We start from the raw sequence: 24,936 nt of genomic DNA on the forward strand, positions 1-24,936 counted from the left end.
ACACTCTATTTATTTTGCGTTCGCAGTCTCCCTACGGAAGACAACGAACAACAGGGGGGGATTTCGAAGTACTTCACTGTCAACCAAGCAGAAACTTTGATAGATGCACAAAGCTTGATTTAACCACTGAACCGCCACTTTTGGATAGGCGATGTTAGCTACTGTTGATTATTGTTGCAAATTAAATAAAGTGATAATAGTTTTAAATAAGGGCTTAAAATTTTCAAAATTATTCGTTGGTAAATCAAATAATGATTCCCATATTTTATCTTTTTTAGCATCCTTAATCTTGAGATATTTCCCACCAGGAAAAGTTTGTTCACTTGCGAAATGATTTTCAATTAGAAATTTGCTTGGTAAAAGATTTTCGATTTCAACGTAACTAATGAAATTTTCCCACTCTAAGCTTGCAAAGCTCTCTAATTCTTGAGGAATAGGGAGTAGCATGGCAATAAAGCATTTATGATCTTTCCTTTTTCGATAAAACCCATTAGTCAAATCACCATAATATTCGTCATGCCAAAAGGAGTCGTTTTTTAAAAGATGAATTTGTTCTCGTCCTTCTTTATCAAAATCATAAAGTCCTATTATTTTTTTATCCTCGTATCCATCATTGTTTGCAACTCTCATTCGTCCAGAGAGCTTTCCTGCCCCTTCACTTCTTCTTATGGTAAAAGGCGCAATTTGTTTAAATTGAATTTCAAAATTTTGTTTATCAAACTCCACACCTTTTGATTTTAAAAATGCAATTTTATAAATTTGATCATATTTATCTTCGACATATAGAATTGGCTTTTTAAATTCTTCTATTTCCTTTTCCAATGAATCTTTGCTAAGAATAGCATCTTGTAAACGTTTATTTAGGTGATTGATTATTTTTAATCTTTCCTCAATCTCTAAACCTGACTCTTCAATAAGTTTTCTTTGCGTCCTAAGTTGGTTTTGCAAGTTTTCAATCAAATATTGGTCTGTTTCCAAAAAACCGATATCTTGAAATATTCTATTCAAAGTATCTTGCTCTTCTTGTGTTTTCTCCTTTTCTTCAATGCCTCCCCAGAAAGATTTTTGAATGGCTTTTTTATCAAACCCTTTATCCTTTCTATAAGTATCTATTAAAGACCCGTTTTCAGCAGTTTTATAAACTCTATGAAGAGAAACTCTATCCTCATTTCCTTTAATTAATGATAGAAATTCTTTTGTATGACTAGTAATGAAAATTTGTTTTTTTTTCGAATAGATTTGTAAAAAATCATTTGCAAGGATCTCGGCATTTCTATACTCATAGGAGTTTTCAGGTTCTTCGAAACCCCAAATTACATTCTTTTTTTCTTTAGAAATTTCATTTAGAATAGCAGGTATAAATCGAGCTTGTATTCCATCACCCCTTGAGTATAATGAAATCCCTTTTTCAGTCGACACATTTATAGTTGTGAAAAAATCAATCAGCGATTCTGGTATTGAAAAACTTGCGTCAATACCTGTTTTTTCTCTAAATTCATCAAACAAGTCTGATGTAGTTACAGCAATTTTACTATTTATGTCCTGAGATGTTTTTTGGAATGTGTTATCTCGTTCAAAAAGTGCAGTTTGTAATTTTTTGAATAAATACTGTAAAAATTGTCTATCCTTTACTGCTGGAACATAATCGAAATTAATCGAGTTTAAAAATTGTGTCAATTGACCTTGTAATGCTGCAGCTTGAGCTTGCGTAGGTTCTTTTTTGTTTTTTTTTAGATAAGCCGCCTGAATGTTACTTGTTTGTTTATTAAATCCGTTTTTATCCCAAGTTTTTTCTACCCAGAATTTTTCTGGTGTTGTCGAACGATCCGATGGAATATTTCGATTAAAAAAGACCTTTACTTTAACAAATAAATCTCTTTGTGAAGCATAAGGGTCATCTTTTGTTCGTTGACTTTTCTTGATTTGTAATTCTTTCTCACTTCTTTCTCGTTGCAAAAAAGACAAATCCTTTCTTAGATCAAATGGTTCACCGATATTGATTTCATTATTAAAAAATAGATTTAAAACTTTTAACACATTAGATTTTCCAACATCATTTGAGCCTGACAAAATATTTAGATCTTTTAATTCAGTTATTTTGACAGTTTTTTCTCCAAATGATCTAAAATATCTTATTTCTACGCTTTCAATTATTTTCATATTGTAATGGTTGTATCAATTGTGGCTAACGGTGCAGAGCTTGGCGAAGGTGGCGAATACGAAGTACAAAGCTTTCTGTCAGCACTATACTTGATACGAAGAACAAAGCTTCAATTAATAACTGGAACCGCTTTTTTGCCAAACCCATGTTATGCGGTCGTTTTACCTTTTTCATTCAGTTTGATAGAGACATTAGTTAGGATGTTAACAATTAAAATGTCATCTTGTTTATAATTCTTTTTAATCCAGTTGGACAATGTTATTCCTCCCATTATTCTTGGTGTCCCATTTTTATTTGCTGTTCTGTTTATATAACCTTGAATAACATTTTTTGAATTGTCGCCCAATTGGATTTCTATTAATGCTTTGTCAGCACCAAAATTTTCAGAATGATTTTGTGAAACATTAAAGAATCCTTGATTATAATATGCTTTTCCTAATTTAACCTCAAAGGTTTTGTTTATTTGATTTTTAATTTCCAATGGGTTATTTACTATTATTAAATTTTCACTATCACTTTCTTTCTCCACCTCAAGTTTGTTTTTACCAGAGAAATTCCACTCTGGACTAATTTCATAAATTAACGTGTCCTCAAGTCCTGCGGCAAGATTAATTTTAAAGTCGCCATATTTTAAAAGTCCGTTGTCGACAAGTATAAAAATGTCAACTGGCTGGTCTGTTTGAAGAAGCTCTTTTATTTTTCCATTTACTCTTATATTGGTTGTCTGTGAAGGTCCTGGAGTCTGATAGCCATACATTCTTCTTGTCAGTTCCATTGTAGTCTTTCCAATATATTTAATGACCCCATTCGATACAAAACTGTAAAGAATATTTCTTGTCGCCTGATGAGAGGTTAAATAATACCTTAAAATGTTGTTGTTAAATGTCCAATGACCAACATTTATGAATCCTATGTTAAGAAGTCTATTCATTGTTATGTATTTTTAAAATGCCGCATAACTGAGAGCAAATGGGTGCAGTCTGTTGGCGTTTGCCAAGCCTATTGCACCCATTTCATGTTGGCCGACGTTGATTTTTTTGAGCCTTTCAAGTGATTGTAGAACTTTGAGGCCTTTATCCCCAATAAAGACAAACATTCCTCTTTTATACGTCAATCTCATAAAATAGTTATCAAACGGTATCTGAAGTGTTCGGAATGGGATACTATAAGGCCAAATAAGGCAATGGAAGGGCGTCGCAACCATAAAAGGAGGGCTAATTTCTAATTTGCCCGTTTTAGGGGTAAGGCGTGGTGGGGGGGAACTGAATCAGTGGGAGTTTTATCTGCACCTTGGTGCCTGCATTCAGGGCCGAACTAACCACAAGCTCGCCCTTGTGAAGGTTAATCACGTTGCGCGTCAGCGGGAGGCCTATGCCGTAGCCTTCGTACAGTTTGGTGTTGGATGCCCTGAAAAAAGGGTCGTAGATGTAGGCCATTTCAGCTTCGGGAATACCGATGCCCAGGTCTTCAATAATGATCACAACCTGCGTATTGCTGGAGGCGATATGGACCGTTACGGGGCTGTTGTTTGAGTACTTGCAGGCATTGTTGAGGAGATTGGCAAAGGCGAGGTGCAGCAGTTGTTTATTGCCTTTTACTTTTAGCTTTTTGGGGTCTTCGGGCAGCAAATTCAGGTCAACAAAGATTTTATTGTCGGGGTTAAGCTTGTCAATCAGCCCCTTCGTTTCCCAGATAATTTCGTCGATACGCAGCATTTCAAAGACGATGGTCTTCCCTTTATAGCCCGTTTGGGCCAGAAAAAGCAATGATTTGGTGATTTGGTCGAGCCGTTCGGCCTGTTGGAGAATACTATTCAGGGATTGCTCGTACTCTTGCGGAGTTCTGATTTTGAGCAAGGCAACATCGGCCTCGCCGATGATGGTCGTCAGGGGAGTGCCTAGCTCGTGAGAGGCGTTGCTGATAAAATTCTTTTGGGTTTCAAAGGCCGTTTCAATGCGGCTGAGCAGATCGTTAAAAGTGTTAATCAGTTCGCTGATTTCGTTGTTGTTGACGCTGTTGTTTTCAAGCCGAAGGTGGATGTTTTCGGTGCTGATTTGTTTTACGTTGTCCGTAATTTCTTTAATGGGTTTGAAAATGTGTTTTGAAAAATAGACCGAAAGCGATAGCACAATCAACACCAACAACACAATGCTCCCAAAGAGCATATTTCTTAAAAAAATGAGGTGGTGGGTGACGTAGTAATTTTCGGCTGATACAATCACAAGGTGTTGATTGTTGTCGTTTTGAATTTTACTGCCTGCAAAAAAAAAGCTTCCATCTTTCTCTTTTGCCCTACCTTCTTTCAATAGTGTTTCTAAAAAAGTCTTTGGTAATTTATGTTTTTTAGATAGCGAATCAAGTGTAAGTTGGGGCGTTATTTTAATGATATATTCTTTCTCTTTTTCGAGTTTTTCGAGGTGCTGATTTTTTATTGATTTTAGATAGGCCGCATCAAGCGTGTCGCTATTGAAGTTATATTTGGCCGAAATGCGCACCCGAGTTTCGAGCCTTTTATAAAAATCTACGTACGAGTAGTTATTCAAAAAATAGTAAATGATGGTACTAAATAAAATAACGATGGATATACAAAGTATGCCCAATAATAATGCTATTTTAGTTTGTGTTTTCATTTTTCTTTTAGAATATACCCCATCCCAACCACCGTATGAATTAACTCATTTTCGGGGTCAATTTTTTTGCGTAGATAATTAATATAAACATCCACGACATTGGTGCCCAAATTAAAATTAATATCCCAAGCACTTTCCAATATATCTATTCTTGAAAGAACTTTTCCCTTATTTTTTATTAAAACCAATAATAAGCGGTATTCGGTGGCGGTCAAAGAAACGACGTTGCCGTTTTTAGCGACTGTTTTGGCATCATCGTTGACCATTAAGTCACCAATGAGGTATACATTTTTAGATTTTTCTTCTTTATTTTCTTCTTTTTGAGAGGAGCGTCGCAAAAGCGCGTTAATTCGAGCGTGTAGCTCAATGAATTTAAAAGGCTTAATGAGGTAATCATCGGCCCCGATGTTTAGTCCGAGGGCGATATTTTCGGAAGTGCCCAATGCCGACAGAAAAAGGACTGGTGATTTGATATTTCTGATTCTCAGTTCTTTACATACTTCAAGGCCGTTTTTGTCGGGCAACATAATGTCCAAAATAAAAAGGTCGAAAGAAGATTCTAGGGCCATATTGATGGCAGTATTTCCGTCAAAAGCGACCGATACTTCATAATTCCCTTCTGTCAATCCTTTTTTTATAAAGTCAACTACGCTTGTTTCATCTTCTACCAGCAGTATTTTTTTCATGCTTTTACGGTTTACTCAATTGGCCTATGTGTTTAATATAAAGCCAAGTGCTTCAATCTAAGGACGGTATTTCGTTTTTCAGGCTAAATTTTAGTATTATATATCCAATGAGTCCGGCAGTTAATGACGAAATTAGAATTGCAAATTTAGCATTGTTGATGATTGTTGCGTTCTCAAAGGCTAGGAGTGTAATAAAAATGGACATCGTAAAACCGATTCCCGCTAAGCAACCAACCCCCAAAACGGATTTCCAATGAAGGTCGTCGGGAAGCTTACAAATCCCGAATTTGACCGCTAAAAAGGAGATGATAAAGATGCCAATGGGTTTGCCTGTAATGAGCCCAAGTCCAATACCTATGTTGTAGTTTTGGGTGAGTGTTTGTCCAATATCGGTACTAATTGTAATTGCAGTGTTGGCGAGTGCAAAAATGGGTAAAATAATAAATGCTACGGGTTTGTGGAGCCAATGTTGCAGAAGATAAGAGGTTGATTTTTCGTCACCGTTGCCGAAGGGGATGGCAAATGCGAGCAAAACGCCCGTAATGGTGGCATGAACCCCAGAATTTAGCATAAAATACCACATCATCACTCCGCCTACTAGATACGGGATGAGGTTTCTGATTTTTAGCCTATTAAAAACCAAAAGCACGGCAAAAATGCCCAACGCAATGAATAGATTGACCCATAACAGTGTTTTGGTGTAGAAAAGAGCGATGATTAAAATAGCTCCAAGATCATCGATGACGGCCAATGCGGTCAGAAATACTTTGAGAGATGCGGGGACTCGGTTGCCGAGAAGTGATAAAACACCTAATGCAAAGGCGATGTCGGTTGCCATGGGTATTCCAGCGCCCGATTGGGTCGGTGTACCAAAATTGAAAAGTAGAAAAAGACTAGCGGGAACAAACATACCGCCAATTGCCCCAAAGATGGGTAGTAATGCGTCTTTGATGTTAGATAATTCACCATCGTAAATCTCTCTTTCTAACTCCAATCCAATCAGTAAAAAGAAGATAGTCATCAGGCCGTCATTGATCCAATGGCCAATACTGTGTCCTGCAAAATCTATTTGCCAAAAACGGATATAGTCGTTGCTAAATGAAGAATTGGCAAGGATGAGCGATAAAATCGTACAACAAATAAGCACTAGCCCACCGGCTTTCTCGCTTTCTGTAAACTCTCTGAATAGTTTAGTGATTCTCATTGAGGAATGGATGATTTTTCAAAATGGTTCGCTTAGAATTGATTCTAAAACCACCGTATGTGTGGATAAATCTAAGTTGTTTTTTAAGTAAAACAACTTTTACGTAAAACTCCATATACTTATTTAACCCCTAAAATAGGTTTTTGTTGCCTTCGCATTGGAGCAACAAAACAAGCTAAGATGGCTGGAGGATACATTTACTTGTCACTCCCCGAAGGATAAAGCAGTCGAAACGCATTAAAAATGGCTTGGTGGGTAATGGTGGCGTGGTCTTCCTGCGGCAAATAATCAAAATGAACCGTAATGTTTTTGCTTTTCGTGGTTTTGAGCCTTTCTACCAGCAGGTTTGCATCCACTTCCATCACGTGCGGGATGTCGCTTGGGGCAAGCCCTTCTTTTCCTACTCCGATGTAAACGTCCGTTTTGGACGGGAAAGGTTCTTCAAAAAGGGGAGACGGTAGTTTTAGTAACGAGGCATTGTCCCACCACAAACTCGGGCTAATGATGATGTATTTGGTAAAAAGAGTGGTTTTTTTGAGCAAAATTTCGGTGGCCAAGAGCCCGCCCAGCGATTGCCCAATGAGTGTTTTTGAGTTGGTGGTTTTATAGGTACGCTCGATGTAAGGTTGCAACTCTTTTTCCAGAAAGGCAATGAATCTTTCGGACTTTCCTGCGGTTTTATTGCGCTTTTGGTCGGAATCAATGCTCGTTGGGTAGGTAAAATCCCGCCTACGGTCGGTATTGGCGATACCCACCACGATGGATTTGGGAATGCGGTTGATCCACGAAAAAGTATTGAATTGTACCAACCCGACTACGTGTATAAAATCTTCGTCGGCCGAGCCATCTAGGAGATAAATAACGGGGTATTTGATGGTGTCGTTTTTGTTGTAACCCTCGGGTAGGTAAATGTTGAGGATTCTTTTTTCCGCCAGCTGCTCCGATGCTATTTCATCAATCAGACCAAGTACAAAGGGCTTGGGAGGACTTGACTGAGCAAATGACAGTGTAATACAGAACATTAGCGAGAATATCGACAAGGCTGCTTTCATAAATGTTGTGAAAAGAAAAGGCTTACGGATGGTTTTTAACGGTCCAGTATTTACATTATTTCTCATCCTTATTCAGCCAAATTACCTTTTGTTCTGGTTGGTGAGATTGCCCGACGATGTCTCTGTATAAATCGGGTCGTCTTGCTTTGATGTAGCGGTGGCCGCCTGCCTGCGTCAATTTTTCGGGAACGAGCGTGGCGCAGACAAAACTATCGTCGAACGAACGGCATTCGGCAATAATATCTCCAAAGGGGTCAATAATCATCGAACAGCCGTTTTTCAATTGGTCGTCGTCCATGCCGATTGGGTTTGAAAAAATGGCGTAGATGGCATTGTCGTAGGCGCGGGCTGGGAGCCATTTTAGGAGCCACTCACGTCCTTTCAAACCGTCAAATTCGGCCCTCAACGAAGTGGGGTCATTCTCGCGATTTTCCCACAATTTTGGATCCACAAAACCTGCGCCTGGCCGGGTAGAAGGAGTACACATCGTGACGTGAGGCATGAAAATAATATCGGCCCCCAGCAACTTTGTGGCTCTTACGTTTTCGATGATATTGTTGTCATAACAAATCAAAATGCCGCATTTCCAGCCCTGAATTTCGAACACGCAATACTGGTCGCCGGGCGTTAAATGCGGATTGATGAACGGGTGCAATTTTCGGTATTTGGCCACCAATCCGTTTTTGTCTACGCACACGTAGGCTTTGAACAGACGGTCATGTTCATCTTTTTCAAAAAGCCCCGCCAGTATTACAATGTTATGGGCTTTTGCGGTTTCGGTAAGTTTTAAAATGCTTTCCCCGGCAGGAATAAATTCCGCCAAATCAAGCATTTGCTCTTTGGAAAGATGCCGCGCAAACGTATAACCCGTAATCGAGCATTCATGAAAAGCAATGATGTTGGCGCCTTCCGCCGCCGCTTTTTGAGATAGCTTTTCAATGACTGATAAATTATATGATTTGTCGCCGCTTTTATGCTCAAACTGAGCCGTGGCTATTTTTAATTTATTCATGGAATGCTGAGAATTGATTGCCAAGCGGGCATTGGTAAATGATGATTTACTGTTTACCGCGATGTGTTTTTGCGTAAGTTTTTACAAACGTGATTATTTCCTTTGTTTTGAACGAATAACCACTGCTTATATCTTTTGCATCTTTAAAATCCGTAATTCTTCCAATACTGATTTTCTTCATAGCACAAGTATTGATTGGCTATTTTTTGCATTTAGGATAAAGAACAACAAAAATGTTGACGGTGCTGACTTCATCCATTTTTAAGTCAAATTTTACATTCAGCGGGGTTCTGGGACGGGTATTCCCTGTTTGACGTCTACATTATGATACGCCACGATTTTCCACGCATTTCCTTGCCGTGTCATCACCTGCAAAAGTCGGGTGCGTAAACGCCCCTTTTCGTCAAGGTAAGCACCCCGGGGAGGGCCTTGATTTGAAAATCCAGAAACCCACGTCAGGGTTTCGACAATAACGGCGTCAGGATTTGCGAATTTGAAGGAAACCGTTTCCTGTTTCATCACCGTTTTGTTGAATATCCCTTTAAAAATCTGGTCATGCCGCGCCTGAAACTCGTTTTGACCCACAAAAAAAGTCCCTAAAATATTGGTAAATGTACCGTCGGTGGCAAAATGCTTGGCGTAAGTTTGGGCATCTCCGTTGTTCCAAGCCACCACTTCTTCATTGATTATGTTCATAATGGCCACGGAGTCGGCGGGGCTTTGGGCTTGGGTAACCGTTGCCCAAAACACGATGGCCAGAAAGCCAATTGTTTTCTTTAAAAAGCGTCGTTTCATGGGATTTGTTGAGCTTAGGGTTTTGACTGTTCAAGTTAGTAAAAAAGCAGAGATGACCCTATTGCCTACACTCCAAAATCGCGCTTTTAAATCAGTTTGGCCGAGGAGCGTTGCGTTGGATATATACAAACAGAAGGTACCTTACGTGGATAATCGCTCAATCGCTTCCGCTTTGGATTCAACAAAATTGACGTGTCCGTGCTTGTTGCTTTCAAAAATAAAGTCTTTGATGCTTTGGCTCTGATACGCGCTGAAATCGCCCACGATGGCTAAACGAACCCGATAATTAGAGAATTTCTGAAGTATTTCGCCCGCTATACCCGTTTTTAAATCAAAGAAATCAGGGGTAATATTTTGTTGGTAAATGAAGATTCTATCAAAATCTTGGTAATATAGATTTCCCAACAAATCGAGTCCTTCTTCGGCGTTGCCAATCACGGTGGTATCTGAAATGACCTCGGCTATTTTCACGCCGTTGCGCTGGTGTGTTTGTATTTCCATCTTTCAATACGTCTATATCTTCAACAAAAAATGCGCAATCATGAAGTAAGTTCCAATGCCGACCAAGTCGTTGGCAGTGGTGATAAAGGGACCCGATGCCACGGCGGGATTGATGCCAAAGCGGTTGAGAATCAGTGGCGTAATGGTTCCCATGAAAGAAGCTAACAACACCACGGCCAATAATGATAAACTCACGACCCAGAAAAGCTGGGTTTCGCTAAAAATAAGCACGTATACACCCGCCAAAATGCCGATAATCAGGCCGTTGAGTGAAGCAATAGCTACTATTTTTAATAAACGTTCTTTCCAGCTTATTTCCAAACCCGTTTTGTCGGCGAGGGCTTGTACGATGAGCGAAGCGGTTTGGATGCCTACGTTGCCGCCCGTAGAACCCATGATGGGAATAAACATGGCCAACGCGGCGATTTTGGTCAATTCTCCTTCAAAAAAGCGAATGACCGTGGCGGCCATCAAGCTGCCGATTACGCCCACGATGAGCCACGGCAAACGCGCCTTCACTTGGTCCCAAAGGCTGTCGTCTTCTTCGACCTCGCCCGTAATACCCGAAATCGCCTGAATGTCTTCTTCGGCTTTTTCGGTCACTACGTCCAAGATATCATCAATCGTGATTCGCCCCAGCAGGCGTTTTTGGACGTTGACGACGGGAATGGCTTCCAAGTCATAGCGCTGCATGATTTCGGTGACTTCCTCTACGGGGCGGTAGGTTTCGACATAATGAATGTCTTCGTCGAAAATGTTGCTGATTTTGGTGTTTTTGCGGGCCAGCACCAAGTTTTTGAGTGAAATCAGCCCCAAAAGCGTTTGTTCGTCGTCGACCACGTACACGGCGTAGACTTTTTCAACGTCTTCGGCTTGTTTTCTGATTTCTTCAATGCACTCGTTGACGGTCCAGTTGGCGTTGGCTTTGACCAACTCTTTTTGCATCAATCCCCCCGCCACGTCTTCGTCGTAGGGGAGAAGGTCAATGATAAAACGCGCTTGCTCGCGGTCTTGCAACAAGCCGATGACCTCTTCGCGAATTTGAATGGGTTGCTCTTTGAGTAAATCCACGGCGTCGTCGGAGTCAAATACCTCGATGTAACGGGCGATTTCGACGGAGGAAAAATCCTGAAGAAAGCGGCGGCGGTCATCTTCGTCGATGTTGGCCAGAATCTCCGCCCCAATTTCCGTCGTCAACAAGCTAAACAGATAATGCGCTTGTTCGGTATCGAGTTCGTACAAAATGCTGCTGATATCGGCTGGATACAATTCCTCCATGGCCGCGCGCAGATACTTCTCGTCGTGCGCTTCAACGGCTTTTTCAATTTCCTCAAGGTATTCTTTGGTCAACTCAAACGTCATTGCGCGTCAATGGTCAGGATGTGGGGGGTAAGTTTGGAAAACAGACGGAATGTTGACTCCGGACGATATATTAGACTAAAAAAGGTCTTCTTCAAACGATAGATTGTCAGCCTCAAGCTGCGGGCTTTTATCAGCGGTTGTTTGACTATGAGTGGTGACTAAGTTTGTCAGTAATACAAATTCTGCCACGCCTAGTTGTTCGGCTCGTTTGTCCAACAAAGGATGATCAAACTGAATTCCCAAGGGTTTGAGGGCGTTTCGCAGGGTTTTGCGTCGTTGATTAAACCCTGCCTTTACGACCTGAATAAACTTTTTTTCGTCACATTCTAAGTGCGTTACGGCGTTACGTTTCAGTCGAATCACGCCAGAAGTCACCTTTGGAGGCGGTTCGAAGGCTTCGGGCGGAACAGAAAAGGAATATTCAATGTCGTAGTACGCCTGCAACAATACGCTCAAAATTCCGTAATCTTTTTTTCCGGGTGGCGAGGCAATACGCATCGCCACTTCTTTCTGGAACATACCGACAATTTCGGGGACGAAGTCTTTGTATTCCAGTGCTTTAAACAAGATTTGGGACGAAATGTTATAAGGGTAATTGCCGATAATAGCGAATTTGGGCGATTCTCCGTCAATTGCGTTCGCTTCTTTTTGGGTCACGGATTCTATCCATTCTTTCAAATTCATGCGTAGAAAATCACCTTCAATGATGCGGCCTTCGAGGGCAGGAAAATTGATTTTCAGGTAAGCGACCGACTCGCGGTCTATTTCGATGACGTAGGTAGTATATTCTGATTTTGGCAATATAAACTGCGTCAGTACCCCCATTCCGGGGCCAATTTCCAGAACAGTGTCGTACTTTCCGTGTCCTGACAACAAATCAGCGATGCGTTTTGAGGCGTCAAGGTCACGCAAAAAATGTTGTCCTAAGTGTTTTTTTGGTCTTACTTTCATGCTTTCGGGGGCAAGCCATTGGCTTGTTTAAGCGATTATGCCACGAAAGTACGTTAGTTTTGGCTAAATTGAATCACGCAAAGACGCAAAGTATTAAGGTGGCCACTCTGCCTTGGCTTGCCTGCGGGTTGAATCTTGATATAGTCTGGTATAATTTCAAGAAATGATTGATTTTATTCATAAACGACCTTGCCCTAGCACAAACAACGTTAGAATTTAATAATTTGCTGCCTTAATGTTGGATGACGAAAAATAGTGGCCGGGAATCGGCAATCAAAAATCACCCATTGTAAATCACAAATCGGAACGCATTGTGGAAACCCCAATCATTATCGAATCGAACCCTTTTCTTGAACAACTAAACCTTTTTGGCTTAACGGTCACGCCCGGCGGGACCATCCGCTATGCCAATGCGTACACCATCAGGATGTTGGGATGGGGAGTGGAGGACCTGCAACGGTTCAATTTTTTTGAAGATTTGCTCGCAACTGAACAAAGGGATGAAATACAGGCTTTTTTAAACGAATCGCTCGAACGTGGGCAATTGGCCGAGTTTCGGGAAATTCCGCTGGTAGCCAAAAACAAAAATTTAAGAAGAGTTCAGGTCAACTCCTTGATTATCAATAAAAAATCAGGAGATGTTGCCGACTTTACGTTGATTGGCGAAGATGTGACCAACAAGTTGCGCGTCACCAATGCGCTCAATAAATCCAATGCCCAGTTACAAGATTTAATTGACAACACTAGCGATTTGATTCAATTGGTATCGCTTGACGGACGGTTTTTGTTTGTGAATCGGGCGTGGCGCGAGCGACTTGGGTATGAGTTAGACGAGCTCGTGTCACTTTCGCTCAAAGACGTGCTGTGGCCCGATGCCGCAGACGCAACCATGCAACTGCTCAAACGGGTGGAAGAAGGAGAGAAAGTGCCTGATTTTGAGACCATTTTCTGGAGCAAACAACGCAAAAAAATATACCTGACGGGGAGTGTGACCTGCCGCTACGAAAATGATAAACCGACGGCTTTTCGGTGTATTCTTCACGATGCTACGAGCCGGGTACGGGCCGAGCGTTCGCAGAGTTTGTACTACAGCATTGCCAACTGGATGATTAAAACGCAGGATTTGGACGAGTTTTACGCCCGGGTCCACGAGGAATTAGGGAAAGTAATCGACGCCCGAAACTTCTTCATTGCGCTCTACGATCCCACCAAAAGCTTTATGTATTTTCCGTATTACGTGGATGAATATTTCAAAGGAAATGTTCGATTTACCAAACGTAAAATCGGTAATGGACTGACCGAATACGCGATTCGAGCCAATAAACCCTTGTTTTTGTACGAAAAAGACATTGAAGAACTGGCCGAAAAACAAGGGCTTTATATGTACGGCAAAATCCCCAAAGTGTTGCTGTGCGTCCCTTTGCGCATCGGCGACCGGGTCACGGGAATCATTGGCGTAAAATCGTATTCAAACCCCAATCAATACCGCCCTCGAAACCTCGAAATGTTGGAGTTTATCTCAGGGCAGGTGGCGTTGGCGATTGCCAGAAAGCAAAACGAAGCGGATTTGAATCGCCAAACGGCGCGCCTAAACGCCATTTTTGACAGCAGTGCCTACCTGATTTGGTCGGTAAATAAGGCGTTGCAACTGACTTCATTCAATAAAAATTATTCGGCGTTTTTGCAACAGCACCTTCGTACCACGCCTGCCATCAACACCACCACCGAGCGTTTGGGGTGGCAATTGATGACCACCGAAAATCGCCGGCAGATGGAAGAACGATACCGGCAGGCGTTTAAGGGAAATCCGCAGGGATTTGAGATGAAAATAGAAACCCGTAACGGCGAAGGTGATATGTGGCTAGAATTCAGCTTAAACCCGATTCAGCCCAAAGAAGGAGTGATAGAAGAAGTATCAGGTGTGGCACGCGACATTACGCCGCGCAAATTGGCCGAACTGTCGATGCAACAAAGCGAAGAGAAGTTCAGAGGGATTTTCGTTAATCTTCAGGATATATACGTGCGCACCGACCGCAGCGGCAAAATTACGATGATTAGCCCCTCCGTACTCAAGCGCACGGGCTACACCATTGAGGAGGCGATGGGAACCAATATTACCGACTATTTCGTAGACCAAGGTCGCATTCACGCGGCGCTTGTGCGACTTCGTCGGGATAAAAGTCTGCGGAATTTTGAGGCCGAGCTGCGCATCAAAGATGGCACCGTTCGACAGTTTATGTTTAATATGCTCCTCTTGCGCGATGAAGACGGAGCGCCTATTGTGGCAGCCTTGGCGCGGGACATCACCGAATTGAAACGTAACCAAGAAGAACTCGTCAAAGCCAAAGAAGAAGCCGAACGCTCACTGAAAGTGAAGGAACGGTTTTTGGCCAACATGAGCCACGAAATCAGGACGCCCATGAACGGCATCATCGGGATGATTGATTTGCTGAACGAAACCCCGCTGAATCCCGAACAAAAAGATTATATCCTGACCATGCGCCGCTCGTCGGGTACGTTGCTCAATATTTTGAATGATATTCTGGATTTGTCGAAAATCGAAGCGGGCAAAATGGCGCTCAATGAAGCCCCCGTGGCGTTGGAAGAAATATTTGAAAAACTGACGGCGTTGTTTGCCCAAACCGCCCGTAATAAGAACAATACGCTCAGCTATCATTTTGCCGAAAACCTGCCGCAGTTTATCATTGCCGACCAAACGCGTTTGCTGCAAATTCTTTCTAATTTGACCTCAAACGCCATTAAATTTACGGAAAACGGCGCGGTAAAACTCAAGGTGTCGTCGGTATGGACGAAAGGTAAATTCCATAAAATCAAGGTGGAAGTGCAAGATTCGGGCATTGGAATTTCGACAGAAAACTTGAATCTGCTGTTTAATGCCTTCAGTCAGGTAGATACTTCCTCGCGTAAAACTTTTGGCGGAACGGGGTTGGGGTTGGCCATTTCAAAGGAGCTTTGCCGCCTGATGAAGGGCGAAATCGGGGTGGAGTCAAACGTAGATCGGGGCAGTACGTTTTGGTTTACGTTTGAAACCAAAGAAACAATGATTAGCCCCACCCAGCAAAAAGCCGACAGCCAGGAGATTAGATTTGAGAATTTCTTTAGCGATTTTCACCCCCGACTTTTGTTGGTAGATGACAACTTCGTGAACCGAAAAGTAGCGAGCGAAATCCTCAAAAAGTCGGGATGCGTGGTCGATACGGCCGAAAGCGGCAAGCAGGCCATTCAGTTGGTGAATGATAATTTTGCCTCGGCGGGGCCTTATTATAACGCCATATTCATGGACATACAGATGCCCGACATGGACGGCATCGAAACCACCCAGCGCCTACGCGAATTGTTTGGTACCAAGCTCCCTACGGTGGTGGCCATGACGGCCTATTCGATGAAAGAAGACCGCGAGCGCTTTCTGAGTCAGGGGATGGACGACTACGTGCCTAAGCCGATTCGGGCGCAGGTATTGATTCAAAAAGTGAAGGAAATCATTGATGCGGGCAAAACCTTTCAAGAGGGGGTTGTTTTGCAGAAAAAACAAAAAGAGATTGCGCAGGAGCTGCAATTGCCCATCGTTGATTTAGAGATTGTTGGGCAGTTGCGACAACTGGGCGGCATGGAGTTGGTCAGTTCTATTTTTGAAGATTTCGTGGCCGAGGCTACCGAGTTGGTCAATGAAGCCGTGGCGGCATTTGCAGACCATGACATAGCAACGGTAAAAAGCAACCTGCACACGCTCAAAGGAAGCGCGGGCACCATCGGGGTAGCGCGTGTGGCCGAGATTGCTCGTATTGGCGAAGGGAAATTAAAAACCAACGATATGAGCACGCTAGGCGAGGATTTGCCAAAACTAGAGCAGGAATTCAAGGTGTTTTTGAAGGAATACCAGACCATACTGGAAGAATTTACGCAGAAATAGCGGAATAGGTTGGGGGTGAGAACACCCTCCAACGGCAAAATTTACGCAGAAATAAAAATATAGACTGTGGGGGGAGATACTCCGCTATCGGCAAAAAAGTAGATAAATTAGACCCAATAGACACCGCCAACTTCGGAAATGAAGCATGGGCGGTGTTTTTTATTTCAAATGGATTCAATAAAAACTTGTTTAAGTTATATTTTAATAAAAAAAATGCTATTATTGTTTTTAGGTATATAATCCCTACTTTCCAGCGCTAATTTTTAGCTTATTCACTTCACGATTGTTAAACTCTAAACCTCAAAATATGAAAAGGTTACTTCTATTTTTATTCTGCTTATATAGTTTGTTGGGTGTTACCCAAAATCCCGCTAGTAAGCTTAGTTATGAGTTGCAAAGACTGCTCCCAGGGTTTGTGCCTATTCAAACGGAAGGAGATCAGTTGGTCTTTGATCAAATCATGTACGATGCCAAAGGGAATGTAGTGGTGCGGTTACTTGCTAAAACTGGTTCTGCCGTTTTGGTAAATGAATTAAGAGCCAAAAATTTCGATATTATAGTAACCACTAAGTTTACGGTCACCATTTCGGTTCCAGTTTCCCGCTTAAATGAACTGGAGAATGTTCAGGAAATGAGAAAGGCTAATGCTGAGTATAAGCCGAGCCACGGGGCGGTTGTCTCTCAGGGAGATACGGCAATGAAAAGCCATTTGGCGCGCGTAACCTACGGGGTAAACGGTGCTGGGGTAAAAGTCGGTGTTCTCTCTGATAGTTACAATAACTTGGGCGGGGCTGCCGCAGGGGTTACCAACGGTGAATTGCCCGGTCCGGGTAATCCCAACGGCTTTACCACCCCTGTTTCAGTATTGGCAGATTTATCCAGCGGTGGCAGCGATGAAGGCAGGGCAATGGTAGAAATTATCCATGATGTGGCACCTGGGGCCCCCCAAGCATTTGCCACTGCTTTTGTGGGCGGCCAGGCTGGTTTTGCCAACAACATAATTGCCTTAAAAGATGCGACCTGCAAGGTTATCGTTGATGATGTTTTTTACTTTGCCGAGCCGTTCTTTCAAAATGGTCTCATTGCCCAAGCCGTCAATACCGTCAAAGCGGCAGGGGTTAGTTATTTTTCAGCCGCAGGCAACAGTGCTAGAACGGCTTATGCCAATAACTTTCGGGCTGGTTCGTTTACATTTCCTGGAATAACTATGTCAAACGTACCTGCCCATAACTTTGCAGCTCCTGGAGATCCAGACGTATACATGTTGCAGATAACGGGGTTAGCCGCCGCTACCTATACCGTCGTTCTTCAATGGGATGAGCCTTTTCCTTCGGTAAGCGGGGGAGCGGGTGCGCAGACAGATATGGATATTTATTGGTATAATGCTGCTGGTACAGCTCCTGTCCCGTCGACTCCCACCAATAATATTGGCTTGGATCCGATAGAGCAGCTACAAATACTTACTTCTGGAGGAACCAGAAATCTGGCAATTCGGCATACTGCAGGTCCGGCACCTCAAAATTTGCGCATTGTCATTTTTACCAACGGGTTACCGCTTACTTTTGGCAATACTGCAATACCGGGCATCAATGCCTCTACCCTCGTGGGGCACGCTAATGCGGCAGGGGCCATCGCAGTTGGTGCTGCGCCTTGGTTTCGTACTCCAGCGTATGGAGTCAACCCACCCGTCATTGAATCGTTTTCTTCTCTCGGTGGTACGCCCATTCTGTTTGATGATGCGGGAAATCGTTTATCAGCACCTATTCTTTACTCAAAACCTGAAATTACGGGCCCCGATGGAGGAAATAACTCTTTCTTTGGAAACGATAGCAACCAAGATCCGGATACTTTTCGTAATTTTTTTGGGACTTCGGCGGCGGCCCCCCATGCTGCGGCAGTGGCGGCCTTGATGATTCAGTCGCGCAATGGACAATCACCGCTTACGCCTGATCAAATCAAAACCGTGATGGAAAATTCGACCATAGACATGGACGACCCCGACATTGCGGGCTTCCAAACGGGCTTTGATTTCCGTACAGGCCACGGACTTTTGCAGGCCGACCTCGCGCTTGCTCAGGTAAATTGTACAACCCCTATCACCCTTACTACGGGTACTATTCCTAATATTTGTCAGGGAACAAAATCGTTCACCATTCCTTACACGGCTACTACTGGTAGCCCCATAAGCTATTCAATTTCTGGCCCGGGGATTACTTCAGTCAACGATGTAGCTTTAGCAGCAGCGCCTTCTTCGATTACGGTTAATCTCACAGGTGGTGCAACTTTACCATCTATGGCGTATAACCTGCAACTCAAAAATGCAAATGGTTGTGTATCAGATACCATTAAAGGCACGATAACCGTTGACCCTGCGGCAATAGTCGATGCGGGACCCGACCAAACCGTCTGCGATTCGGATACGATTTATCTCAACGCAACGCTTTCGGGGGTAGCTACCAACATGGTTTGGCAGAAAAATGCGGCATTTGGCACGTTCATAGGACCCGATACACAGCCTCAAGCCAAGTTTGTGCTCAATGCGGCGGGAAAAATGCTAGATAGCCTGAGTTTCGGAGCTATGAGCAACGACCCCGGTGGCAATGTGTGTCAGGGGGGCTTGGATACGGTTAAAATTTTCATTCAACCCGGACCTACGGTTGAGGCAGGGCCTGAACAGAGGGTTTGTTCAAGCAGCCCAATCGTTACTTTAGCTGGCAGCATAGGCGGGACGGCTACGGCGGCGATATGGAGCGGGGGTTCGGGTTCCTTTACCCCCAACATTGGCACACTCAACGCCACTTACACACCAACCCCTGGCGAAATCGCGGCGGGAAGCGTGAAGCTTAAATTAACCACCAACGACCCCGCAGGCATCTGCAAATCGGCAGTTGATTCAGTAGTCATTATTTACGACCCCGCGGCCATTGTCAATGCGGGGCCTGACCAAACTGTCTGTGATTCGGATACGATTTATCTGAGTGCTACGCTTTCGGGGGTAGCTACCAACATGGTTTGGCAGAAAAATGCTGCATTTGGCACGTTCATAGGGCCTGATACACAGCCTAACGCTAAGTTCGTGCTCAATGCGGCGGGAAAAATGCTGGACAGTCTGAGTTTTGGCGCTATGACCAACGACCCGGGGGCCAATGTGTGTCAAGGCGGATTGGATACGGTCAAAATTTACATTATACACGGTCCTACGGTAGAAGCTGGCCCTGAACAGAGGGTTTGTTCAAGCAGCCCGACGGTTACTTTAGCTGGTAGCAAGGGCGGGACGGCTACGGTGGCGACCTGGAGCGGCGGTGCGGGGACTTTCACCCCCAACAATACCACGCTCAATGCCACCTATACGCCAACCCCTGGCGAAATCACGGCGGGAAGTGTGAAGCTTAAATTAACCACCGACGACCCCGCAGGCATCTGCAAAGCCGCTGTCGATTCGGTTGTTATCAAATACGACCCAGCGTCGATAGTCGATGCGGGGCCTGACCAAGCCATTTGCAATACGGATACAATTGTGTTGAACGCGACGCTTTCTGGGGTAGCCACCAACATGGTTTGGCAGAAGAACGTCGCCTTTGGGACATTTATCACCCCTGATACACAGCCCTTCGCTAAATTTGTGCTCAATGCCACGGGAAAGCTACTGGATAGCCTCAGTTTTGGCGCCATGAGCAACGACCCAGGGGCTAATGTATGTCAAGGAGGATTGGACACGGTTAAGATTTACATTTTGCATCCTGCGGTGCCCCTAGTGGCGGAGGGCGATACCATTAATGCGGGCAGTTCCATAAACTTGACGGCAACTGGATGTACTGGGCCAAGTTTTACGCTTCGTTGGTACCAAGCCGCCGACGATGCTCCCGTTTCAATGCCAGTCAGTCCCTTGCAAACTACCGCTTATTATGCTCGTTGCGAACAAACCCGTCTCAGTGTAACTTGTCAAAGTGGCAAGTCAACGGAGTTTATAGTGACGGTTTTGCCTGCTCTGACTAGCGTGATTTATGTCAACGTGGCCAACAACGCTCCCGGACAGGATGGCAGTAGTTGGAGCAAAGCCTTCGCCTCCTTGCAACAAGGACTGACCGCTGCCGCGGCCTTGAAGGCATCAGTAAGCACGGTGCAGGTTTGGGTGGCGCAGGGTACTTACAAGCCAGGCACATTGCGCAAAGACGTTTTCTCCATTCCATCAGGCGTGAAAGTATTCGGTGGATTTGTTGGCACGGAAACCCTACTCTCAGAACGCAACTGGCAAACCAACTTGACCATCCTCAGTGGAGAGATTGGGACCAGCGTTCCAGATGACAATACGTACCACGTCGTTTTGTTTAAGTCTACCAACGACACCACCCAACTCGACGGATTCCGAGTCGTAAGAGGCTTTGCTGAATTTTTCGCGGGCAACCAGACCAATAACTTGGACGACCCTAGTATTCAGGCCTCAGGAGGAGGTATTTTGGCGATTGAAAAAAGTAAAGGACTTATTATCAATTGTACCATCACTGACAACCGAGCCACTGGCGGTGGCGGGATGCACCTACGCGACAGCTCACATCTTCACATCATCCAGAGTGTTATTTTTGGCAATGAAGCCACCTTTGGTGGTGGGGTGTATTTGTTGGGTGGAAGCCAACCGTATTTTGAAAACGTATTGTTTGCCATCAACAAAGGGTTGGGGGGAGGACTGTACGTCAACCAAAGCCAACCTAGGTTGATGAATTGCACGATTGCTTCCAACAAAGATGGAAGCAATAACGTGGGTGGCGTTTATAACTCCAATTCGACAACGACAATTCAGAACAGTATTTTGTGGGGCAATACGCCGCTGCAATCCACCGCTGGCAGCAACATCACCAACAGTATTGTGGAGGGAGGCTATACCGGTACGGGCAACCTGAGCCTGAATCCGTTGTTTGTCAACCCCAATCCTACAGGACTGGCCCCTATGGGTGTGTTGGGTGATTATCATTTGCAGGTTTGTTCTCCAGCCATCAACTCGGGCAGCAATGCTGGTGCACCAAATGTAGATTTGGACGGTAATGCACGTCCTTTTCCGATTGGAATCGGAATTGCCGACATGGGCGTTTACGAAAGTCAAAGTGCGGGTAGCAGCGGACCCAATAGCCTGACCGTGACGGAGCCTATTACCTCAGGCACGGTGTTGAAGGTGGCGGGTAAGATTACGGCGACTAATCAAATTTCGGGTGCGAAGGTGGTATATCAGGCCACTAATTCGGTGACACTATCCCCTGGTTTTTCAGCCACGGGTAATAGCTTTCTGGCAGTCATCGGTGATTGTTCAACTCCAGTTCCGGCAGCAGTAGGTTCGGAAGAAAGTTTGAATCAAAAATAAACTGTTGTCAAATACCTCCTCATCCCTTTGGTGAAAGCATGACAAATCTGACGTCATGCTTTGCCAAAGGGATTGTTTATTTGCGGCAATCTCTTTTATCTTTAGCACATAACCACTTTATTGAAGATTTTTAAGGTTTAATTTTATTGGAATTAAAAAGAACTATGAACCCTTCCCAACTTTCTATCGGAGTCGTTGGACTCGGCTTGATGGGCTGCAGCATCACAACATGTTTGTTATTGGCGGGGCACCGAGTGGTGGCCGTGGCGCCGCTTCCGATGGATGTACCCACGGCGCACCCACGTATCCATGAACACCTCAAAAAATCGTTGGAAGAGGGCCTAACCACGCATGCTCCCGACCATTTTTTTGAAGCACTGGTGATTACCGAAGACTACGGTGCGCTTGTCGATTGTCAACTGGTGATTGAATGTACGCTAGAAAATCTTGATATTAAGAAATCCGTGTATGAAAAGATAGAGGCTGTGGTGACGACGGATGCCGTGATTACGAGCAATACGTCGGCCATTCCCATTAGTATTTTACAAAAAGAAGTACGTCATCCTGAACGTTTTTTGGGGTTGCATTGGGCAGAGCCCTCCCATACGACGCGCTTTTTGGAGGTGATTTGTGGAGACCTCAGCGACGTAACCAAGGGCGAATGGCTGTATGAACTTTCTCATGCTTGGGGCAAAGAACCCACGCTTGTACGTAAAGATATTCGGGGTTTTATCACCAATCGTCTCATGTATGCGCTGTACCGGGAAGCGTTTAATCTGGTCGAAAATGGCTACGCCACGGTCGAAGATGTAGACCGTGCCTGCCGAAATAACGGGGGGTATTGGATGACGTTGGCCGGGCCTTTTCGTTGGATGGATTTGACGGGCGTACCAGCCTACCATACGGTACTCAAAGATTTGTTTCCAACCCTGAGCACAAGTACCGAAGTGCCTGCGTTGATTGACGACATTGTGAAAGCGGGTGGTAAGGGGGTGGCAAATGCCCACGGATTTTACTCGTATACGCCCGAAGAAGCTCAGTTGTGGCGCGAAACGTTCGAAGCCTTTAGTTACGAAATTCGTGAACTAGCGCTCAAATACCCTGCCGACGTGGTCAAAAAGAAGTTGAAAAGTAAGGAGTGAGTTGGGCACAAATACTCACTCCTTACAACGGATTGCTTAAATAATATTGGCCGTTTGTTCCTTTATTTTCTCCAATTCATCTTTCATCTGCACCACCAAGTGCTGGATGGCCGAGTCGTTGGCTTTGGAGCCGATAGTGTTGACCTCACGGCCGATTTCCTGTGAAATAAAATTGAGTTTTTTGCCGTTGCTCTCTTTGCTTTGGAGGGTCTCAATAAAATACGTGAGGTGGTTTTTGAGACGAACTTTTTCCTCAGAAATATCAAATTTTTCGATGTAATACACGAGCTCTTGCTCAAAGCGATTTTGATCAAAAGATTCATCGCCGAGTAAATCACGGACGTTTTTGCGGAGCCGTTCCCGCACCCCCGGAATACGAAATTTGTCTAATTCCTCAATTTCTATGAGAATGTCAGTGATTCTCTGAATGGCATCTTTGAAGGCTTTGTTGAGTGCAACGCCTTCTTGGATTCTAAATTCAGTGCATTTTCTGAGGGCTTCGTGTACCGTTTTTTGAATCAACGCCAAATCCGCCACTTGTTGGTCTTCGGTGGTGGCGTCGGTCAGATAAGTATTGGGCATCATGAGCGCCATGCGGAGCACGTCGGTGGGAACGGGCGCAAACCCTAAATCCTCGGCGGTTTGGTGCAAATCGCGGTAGTAGGCTTTCACCAGCGCACGGTTGACGATGGTGCCCGAGCCGCCCTGTCCTACGGGTGTAACTGTTAGGTTAAACTCTACTTTGCCGCGTTCGAGGGCTTGGGTAATGAGGTTTCGAATTTCGATTTCTCGCTCTGAATAATTACGCGGAATACGGCAGTATATGTCTAAAAATTTGGAATTCAGGGACTTCACTTCGGCCGTAACCGAAATGCTTTCTGATTCGAAGGTGGCTTTTCCATAGCCGGTCATTGATTTCAGCATAATTTTAAGAGCGAGTAGACAGGAGCGAGTAGGTGGCCGCCCGCACTGTCGGTAATTAAGAAGTAAATTTTTATAATTTTTCAATCGCAGAAGAATACGCATGAAGAAGTTTTGTAACTTCTTACTTCTCCTCCTGCGACGTCATTTTTTCAACGACAGGATTCTTTTTCAAGGCATTTTTTTCGAGTTCGGCTTGTTCTTTTCGGTGCTTTACTACGTCACAGGCGGTGTAAATGGCTTGGCGGATGGAGGTTTCGTCAGCTTGGTTTTTGCCCGCGATGTCGTAAGCAGTGCCGTGGTCGGGCGAAGTGCGAACGATGGGTAAACCCGCCGTAAAATTGACCCCTTCGCTAAATGCAATCGTTTTGAACGGTGAAAGCCCCTGGTCATGGTACATCGCCAAAACCGCATCAAACTTGCGGTAGGTTTGGGCGGCAAAAAAACCATCGGCGGGGTACGGCCCGTAAATGAGCTGCCCTTTGTTGCGCAGTTCTTTTAGCGCGGGGGTAATGATTTCTTCTTCTTCCGAACCCAAAAGCCCGTTTTCGCCAGCGTGGGGGTTTAGCCCGAGCACCGCAATCCGAGGTTTACGGATGCCAAAATCGCCGCGTAGAGACTTGAGCATGGCTTGAAGTTTAACGACAATTTTTTCTTTGGTAATTTGGCTCGCTACTTCCGACAGAGGTACGTGACCCGTTACGACCCCAACGCGCAACACATCGCTCACCATAAACATGAGCGGCTCTTTGATGTTGAAGGCTTCGGCTAAGTATTCGGTATGACCCGGAAATTTAAACTCGTCGTTTTGGATGTTGTTTTTATTGATAGGGGCCGTTACCAGCGCGTCTAATTTACCCACTTTCAGGTCTTCCATGGCCCGTTTGAGGCTTTCAAAAGCCCCCTTACCCGCTTCGGGTGTTACTTTTCCAGGCTGAATATCCTCGTCGGTATTGGGCCAACAGGTGATGACGTTGGTGACTTTAGGGTTTACCTGCTCAATTTTTTGGAGGCCAAACAAGTTCCAGTCCTTCATGTCCATCTGGTTGCGGTAGCGGTTCAGAAGGCGCATGGAGCCATAAATGACAGGGATACAAATGCGGTTTAATTGGTTGTTATACAGTGCTTTCAGAATGACTTCAGGTCCTACGCCGTTGTAGTCACCCATGGTTATGCCAATGACAGGTTTATCAAGGTTTGATTCGCTCATGATGCATCAAAAAATTAGATTTGAG

Annotated in this window: 16 protein-coding genes; 3 read left to right on the forward strand and 13 right to left on the reverse strand. The window is 44.4% G+C overall.

All coding sequences use genetic code 11. The annotated features are described in order from the left end of the window. Nucleotides 1-168 precede the first annotated feature (168 nt). The 11 genes from GVN20_RS23660 to rsmA form a co-directional block, all read right to left on the reverse strand. Nucleotides 169-2,160: an ATP-dependent endonuclease gene (locus tag GVN20_RS23660; RefSeq protein WP_166560721.1), complete on the reverse strand. Its 1,992-nt coding sequence runs from the start codon at nt 2,158-2,160 to the stop codon at nt 169-171. Nucleotides 2,161-2,309: 149 nt separating this feature from the next. Then, nucleotides 2,310-3,092, reverse strand: a complete 783-nt coding sequence (locus GVN20_RS23665) for a GIY-YIG nuclease family protein (protein WP_166560722.1) — start codon at nt 3,090-3,092, stop codon at nt 2,310-2,312. 304 nt (nt 3,093-3,396) lie between these two features. Continuing rightward, nucleotides 3,397-4,791, reverse strand: a complete 1,395-nt coding sequence (locus GVN20_RS23670) for a HAMP domain-containing sensor histidine kinase (protein WP_166560723.1) — start codon at nt 4,789-4,791, stop codon at nt 3,397-3,399. Continuing rightward, nucleotides 4,788-5,477, reverse strand: coding sequence for a response regulator transcription factor (locus tag GVN20_RS23675; RefSeq protein WP_166560724.1), 690 nt, complete (start codon nt 5,475-5,477; stop codon nt 4,788-4,790). Before GVN20_RS23675 ends, GVN20_RS23670 begins: the two co-directional genes overlap by 4 nt. A 52-nt stretch (nt 5,478-5,529) precedes the next feature. Continuing rightward, on the reverse strand, nt 5,530-6,681 hold the full coding sequence (gene nhaA, locus GVN20_RS23680; RefSeq protein ID WP_166560725.1) for a Na+/H+ antiporter NhaA: 1,152 nt from the start codon (nt 6,679-6,681) through the stop codon (nt 5,530-5,532). A gap of 197 nt (nt 6,682-6,878) precedes the next feature. Continuing rightward, nucleotides 6,879-7,799 carry an alpha/beta hydrolase gene (locus GVN20_RS23685; RefSeq protein ID WP_229599172.1) on the reverse strand — a complete coding sequence of 307 codons (921 nt, stop codon included), beginning with the start codon at nt 7,797-7,799 and terminating at the stop codon, nt 6,879-6,881. After that, nucleotides 7,789-8,745, reverse strand: a complete 957-nt coding sequence (locus GVN20_RS23690; protein WP_166560726.1) for a nitrilase family protein — start codon at nt 8,743-8,745, stop codon at nt 7,789-7,791. The genes GVN20_RS23685 and GVN20_RS23690 overlap by 11 nt, the downstream gene beginning before the upstream one ends. 279 nt (nt 8,746-9,024) lie before the next feature. Further along, nucleotides 9,025-9,540: an SgcJ/EcaC family oxidoreductase gene (locus GVN20_RS23695; RefSeq protein WP_166560727.1), complete on the reverse strand. Its 516-nt coding sequence runs from the start codon at nt 9,538-9,540 to the stop codon at nt 9,025-9,027. A 141-nt stretch (nt 9,541-9,681) separates the two neighbouring features. Further along, entirely contained in the window at nt 9,682-10,041 is a 360-nt protein-coding gene (locus GVN20_RS23700; RefSeq protein WP_166560728.1) for a DUF4180 domain-containing protein, read from the reverse strand. A gap of 12 nt (nt 10,042-10,053) precedes the next feature. Then, nucleotides 10,054-11,403 (reverse strand): magnesium transporter, encoded by a 1,350-nt coding sequence (gene mgtE / locus GVN20_RS23705; protein ID WP_166560729.1) that lies wholly within the window; start codon nt 11,401-11,403, stop codon nt 10,054-10,056. Nucleotides 11,404-11,478: 75 nt separating this feature from the next. Then, the gene (gene rsmA / locus GVN20_RS23710; protein WP_229599173.1) at nt 11,479-12,354 is read right to left on the reverse strand and encodes a 16S rRNA (adenine(1518)-N(6)/adenine(1519)-N(6))-dimethyltransferase RsmA; all 876 of its coding nucleotides are present in this window, start codon (nt 12,352-12,354) and stop codon (nt 11,479-11,481) included. Between the two features lie 313 nt (nt 12,355-12,667). On the opposite strand from rsmA, the gene GVN20_RS23715 reads away from it, so the two are divergent. From GVN20_RS23715 to GVN20_RS23725, 3 genes are all read left to right on the forward strand, one after another. After that, on the forward strand, nt 12,668-16,285 hold the full coding sequence (locus GVN20_RS23715; RefSeq protein ID WP_166560730.1) for a PAS domain S-box protein: 3,618 nt from the start codon (nt 12,668-12,670) through the stop codon (nt 16,283-16,285). Between the two features lie 307 nt (nt 16,286-16,592). Beyond that, nucleotides 16,593-21,638, forward strand: coding sequence for a 3-coathanger stack domain-containing protein (locus GVN20_RS23720; protein WP_166560731.1), 5,046 nt, complete (start codon nt 16,593-16,595; stop codon nt 21,636-21,638). A 164-nt stretch (nt 21,639-21,802) separates the two neighbouring features. Next, nucleotides 21,803-22,780 carry a 3-hydroxyacyl-CoA dehydrogenase family protein gene (locus tag GVN20_RS23725; RefSeq protein WP_166560732.1) on the forward strand — a complete coding sequence of 326 codons (978 nt, stop codon included), beginning with the start codon at nt 21,803-21,805 and terminating at the stop codon, nt 22,778-22,780. A 36-nt stretch (nt 22,781-22,816) separates the two neighbouring features. On the opposite strand, the gene GVN20_RS23730 is transcribed toward GVN20_RS23725, so the two are convergent. Together GVN20_RS23730 and pdxA are read right to left on the reverse strand one after the other, a co-directional pair. Then, nucleotides 22,817-23,704: a YicC/YloC family endoribonuclease gene (locus tag GVN20_RS23730; RefSeq protein WP_166560733.1), complete on the reverse strand. Its 888-nt coding sequence runs from the start codon at nt 23,702-23,704 to the stop codon at nt 22,817-22,819. A 121-nt stretch (nt 23,705-23,825) separates the two neighbouring features. Beyond that, nucleotides 23,826-24,911 (reverse strand): 4-hydroxythreonine-4-phosphate dehydrogenase PdxA, encoded by a 1,086-nt coding sequence (gene pdxA, locus GVN20_RS23735; RefSeq protein WP_166560734.1) that lies wholly within the window; start codon nt 24,909-24,911, stop codon nt 23,826-23,828. Between the last annotated feature and the right edge of the window lie 25 nt (nt 24,912-24,936).

Origin of the sequence: Runella sp. CRIBMP (assembly GCF_009905605.1) — a bacterium.
Classification (GTDB): Bacteria; Bacteroidota; Bacteroidia; order Cytophagales; family Spirosomataceae; genus Runella.

Bases quoted from the DNA above. Each gene is read 5' to 3' on its own strand.
- nhaA (WP_166560725.1), bottom strand. From the start codon at position 6,681: ATGAGAATCACTAAACTATTCAGAGAGTTTACAGAAAGCGAGAAAGCC.
- mgtE (WP_166560729.1), bottom strand. From the start codon at position 11,403: ATGACGTTTGAGTTGACCAAAGAATACCTTGAGGAAATTGAAAAAGCC.
- GVN20_RS23695 (WP_166560727.1), bottom strand. From the start codon at position 9,540: ATGAAACGACGCTTTTTAAAGAAAACAATTGGCTTTCTGGCCATCGTG.
- GVN20_RS23725 (WP_166560732.1), top strand. From the start codon at position 21,803: ATGAACCCTTCCCAACTTTCTATCGGAGTCGTTGGACTCGGCTTGATG.
- GVN20_RS23720 (WP_166560731.1), top strand. From the start codon at position 16,593: ATGAAAAGGTTACTTCTATTTTTATTCTGCTTATATAGTTTGTTGGGT.
- pdxA (WP_166560734.1), bottom strand. From the start codon at position 24,911: ATGAGCGAATCAAACCTTGATAAACCTGTCATTGGCATAACCATGGGT.
- GVN20_RS23670 (WP_166560723.1), bottom strand. From the start codon at position 4,791: ATGAAAACACAAACTAAAATAGCATTATTATTGGGCATACTTTGTATA.
- GVN20_RS23675 (WP_166560724.1), bottom strand. From the start codon at position 5,477: ATGAAAAAAATACTGCTGGTAGAAGATGAAACAAGCGTAGTTGACTTT.
- GVN20_RS23700 (WP_166560728.1), bottom strand. From the start codon at position 10,041: ATGGAAATACAAACACACCAGCGCAACGGCGTGAAAATAGCCGAGGTC.
- GVN20_RS23660 (WP_166560721.1), bottom strand. From the start codon at position 2,160: ATGAAAATAATTGAAAGCGTAGAAATAAGATATTTTAGATCATTTGGA.
- GVN20_RS23685 (WP_229599172.1), bottom strand. From the start codon at position 7,799: ATGAGAAATAATGTAAATACTGGACCGTTAAAAACCATCCGTAAGCCT.
- GVN20_RS23665 (WP_166560722.1), bottom strand. From the start codon at position 3,092: ATGAATAGACTTCTTAACATAGGATTCATAAATGTTGGTCATTGGACA.
- GVN20_RS23690 (WP_166560726.1), bottom strand. From the start codon at position 8,745: ATGAATAAATTAAAAATAGCCACGGCTCAGTTTGAGCATAAAAGCGGC.
- GVN20_RS23730 (WP_166560733.1), bottom strand. From the start codon at position 23,704: ATGCTGAAATCAATGACCGGCTATGGAAAAGCCACCTTCGAATCAGAA.
- rsmA (WP_229599173.1), bottom strand. From the start codon at position 12,354: ATGAAAGTAAGACCAAAAAAACACTTAGGACAACATTTTTTGCGTGAC.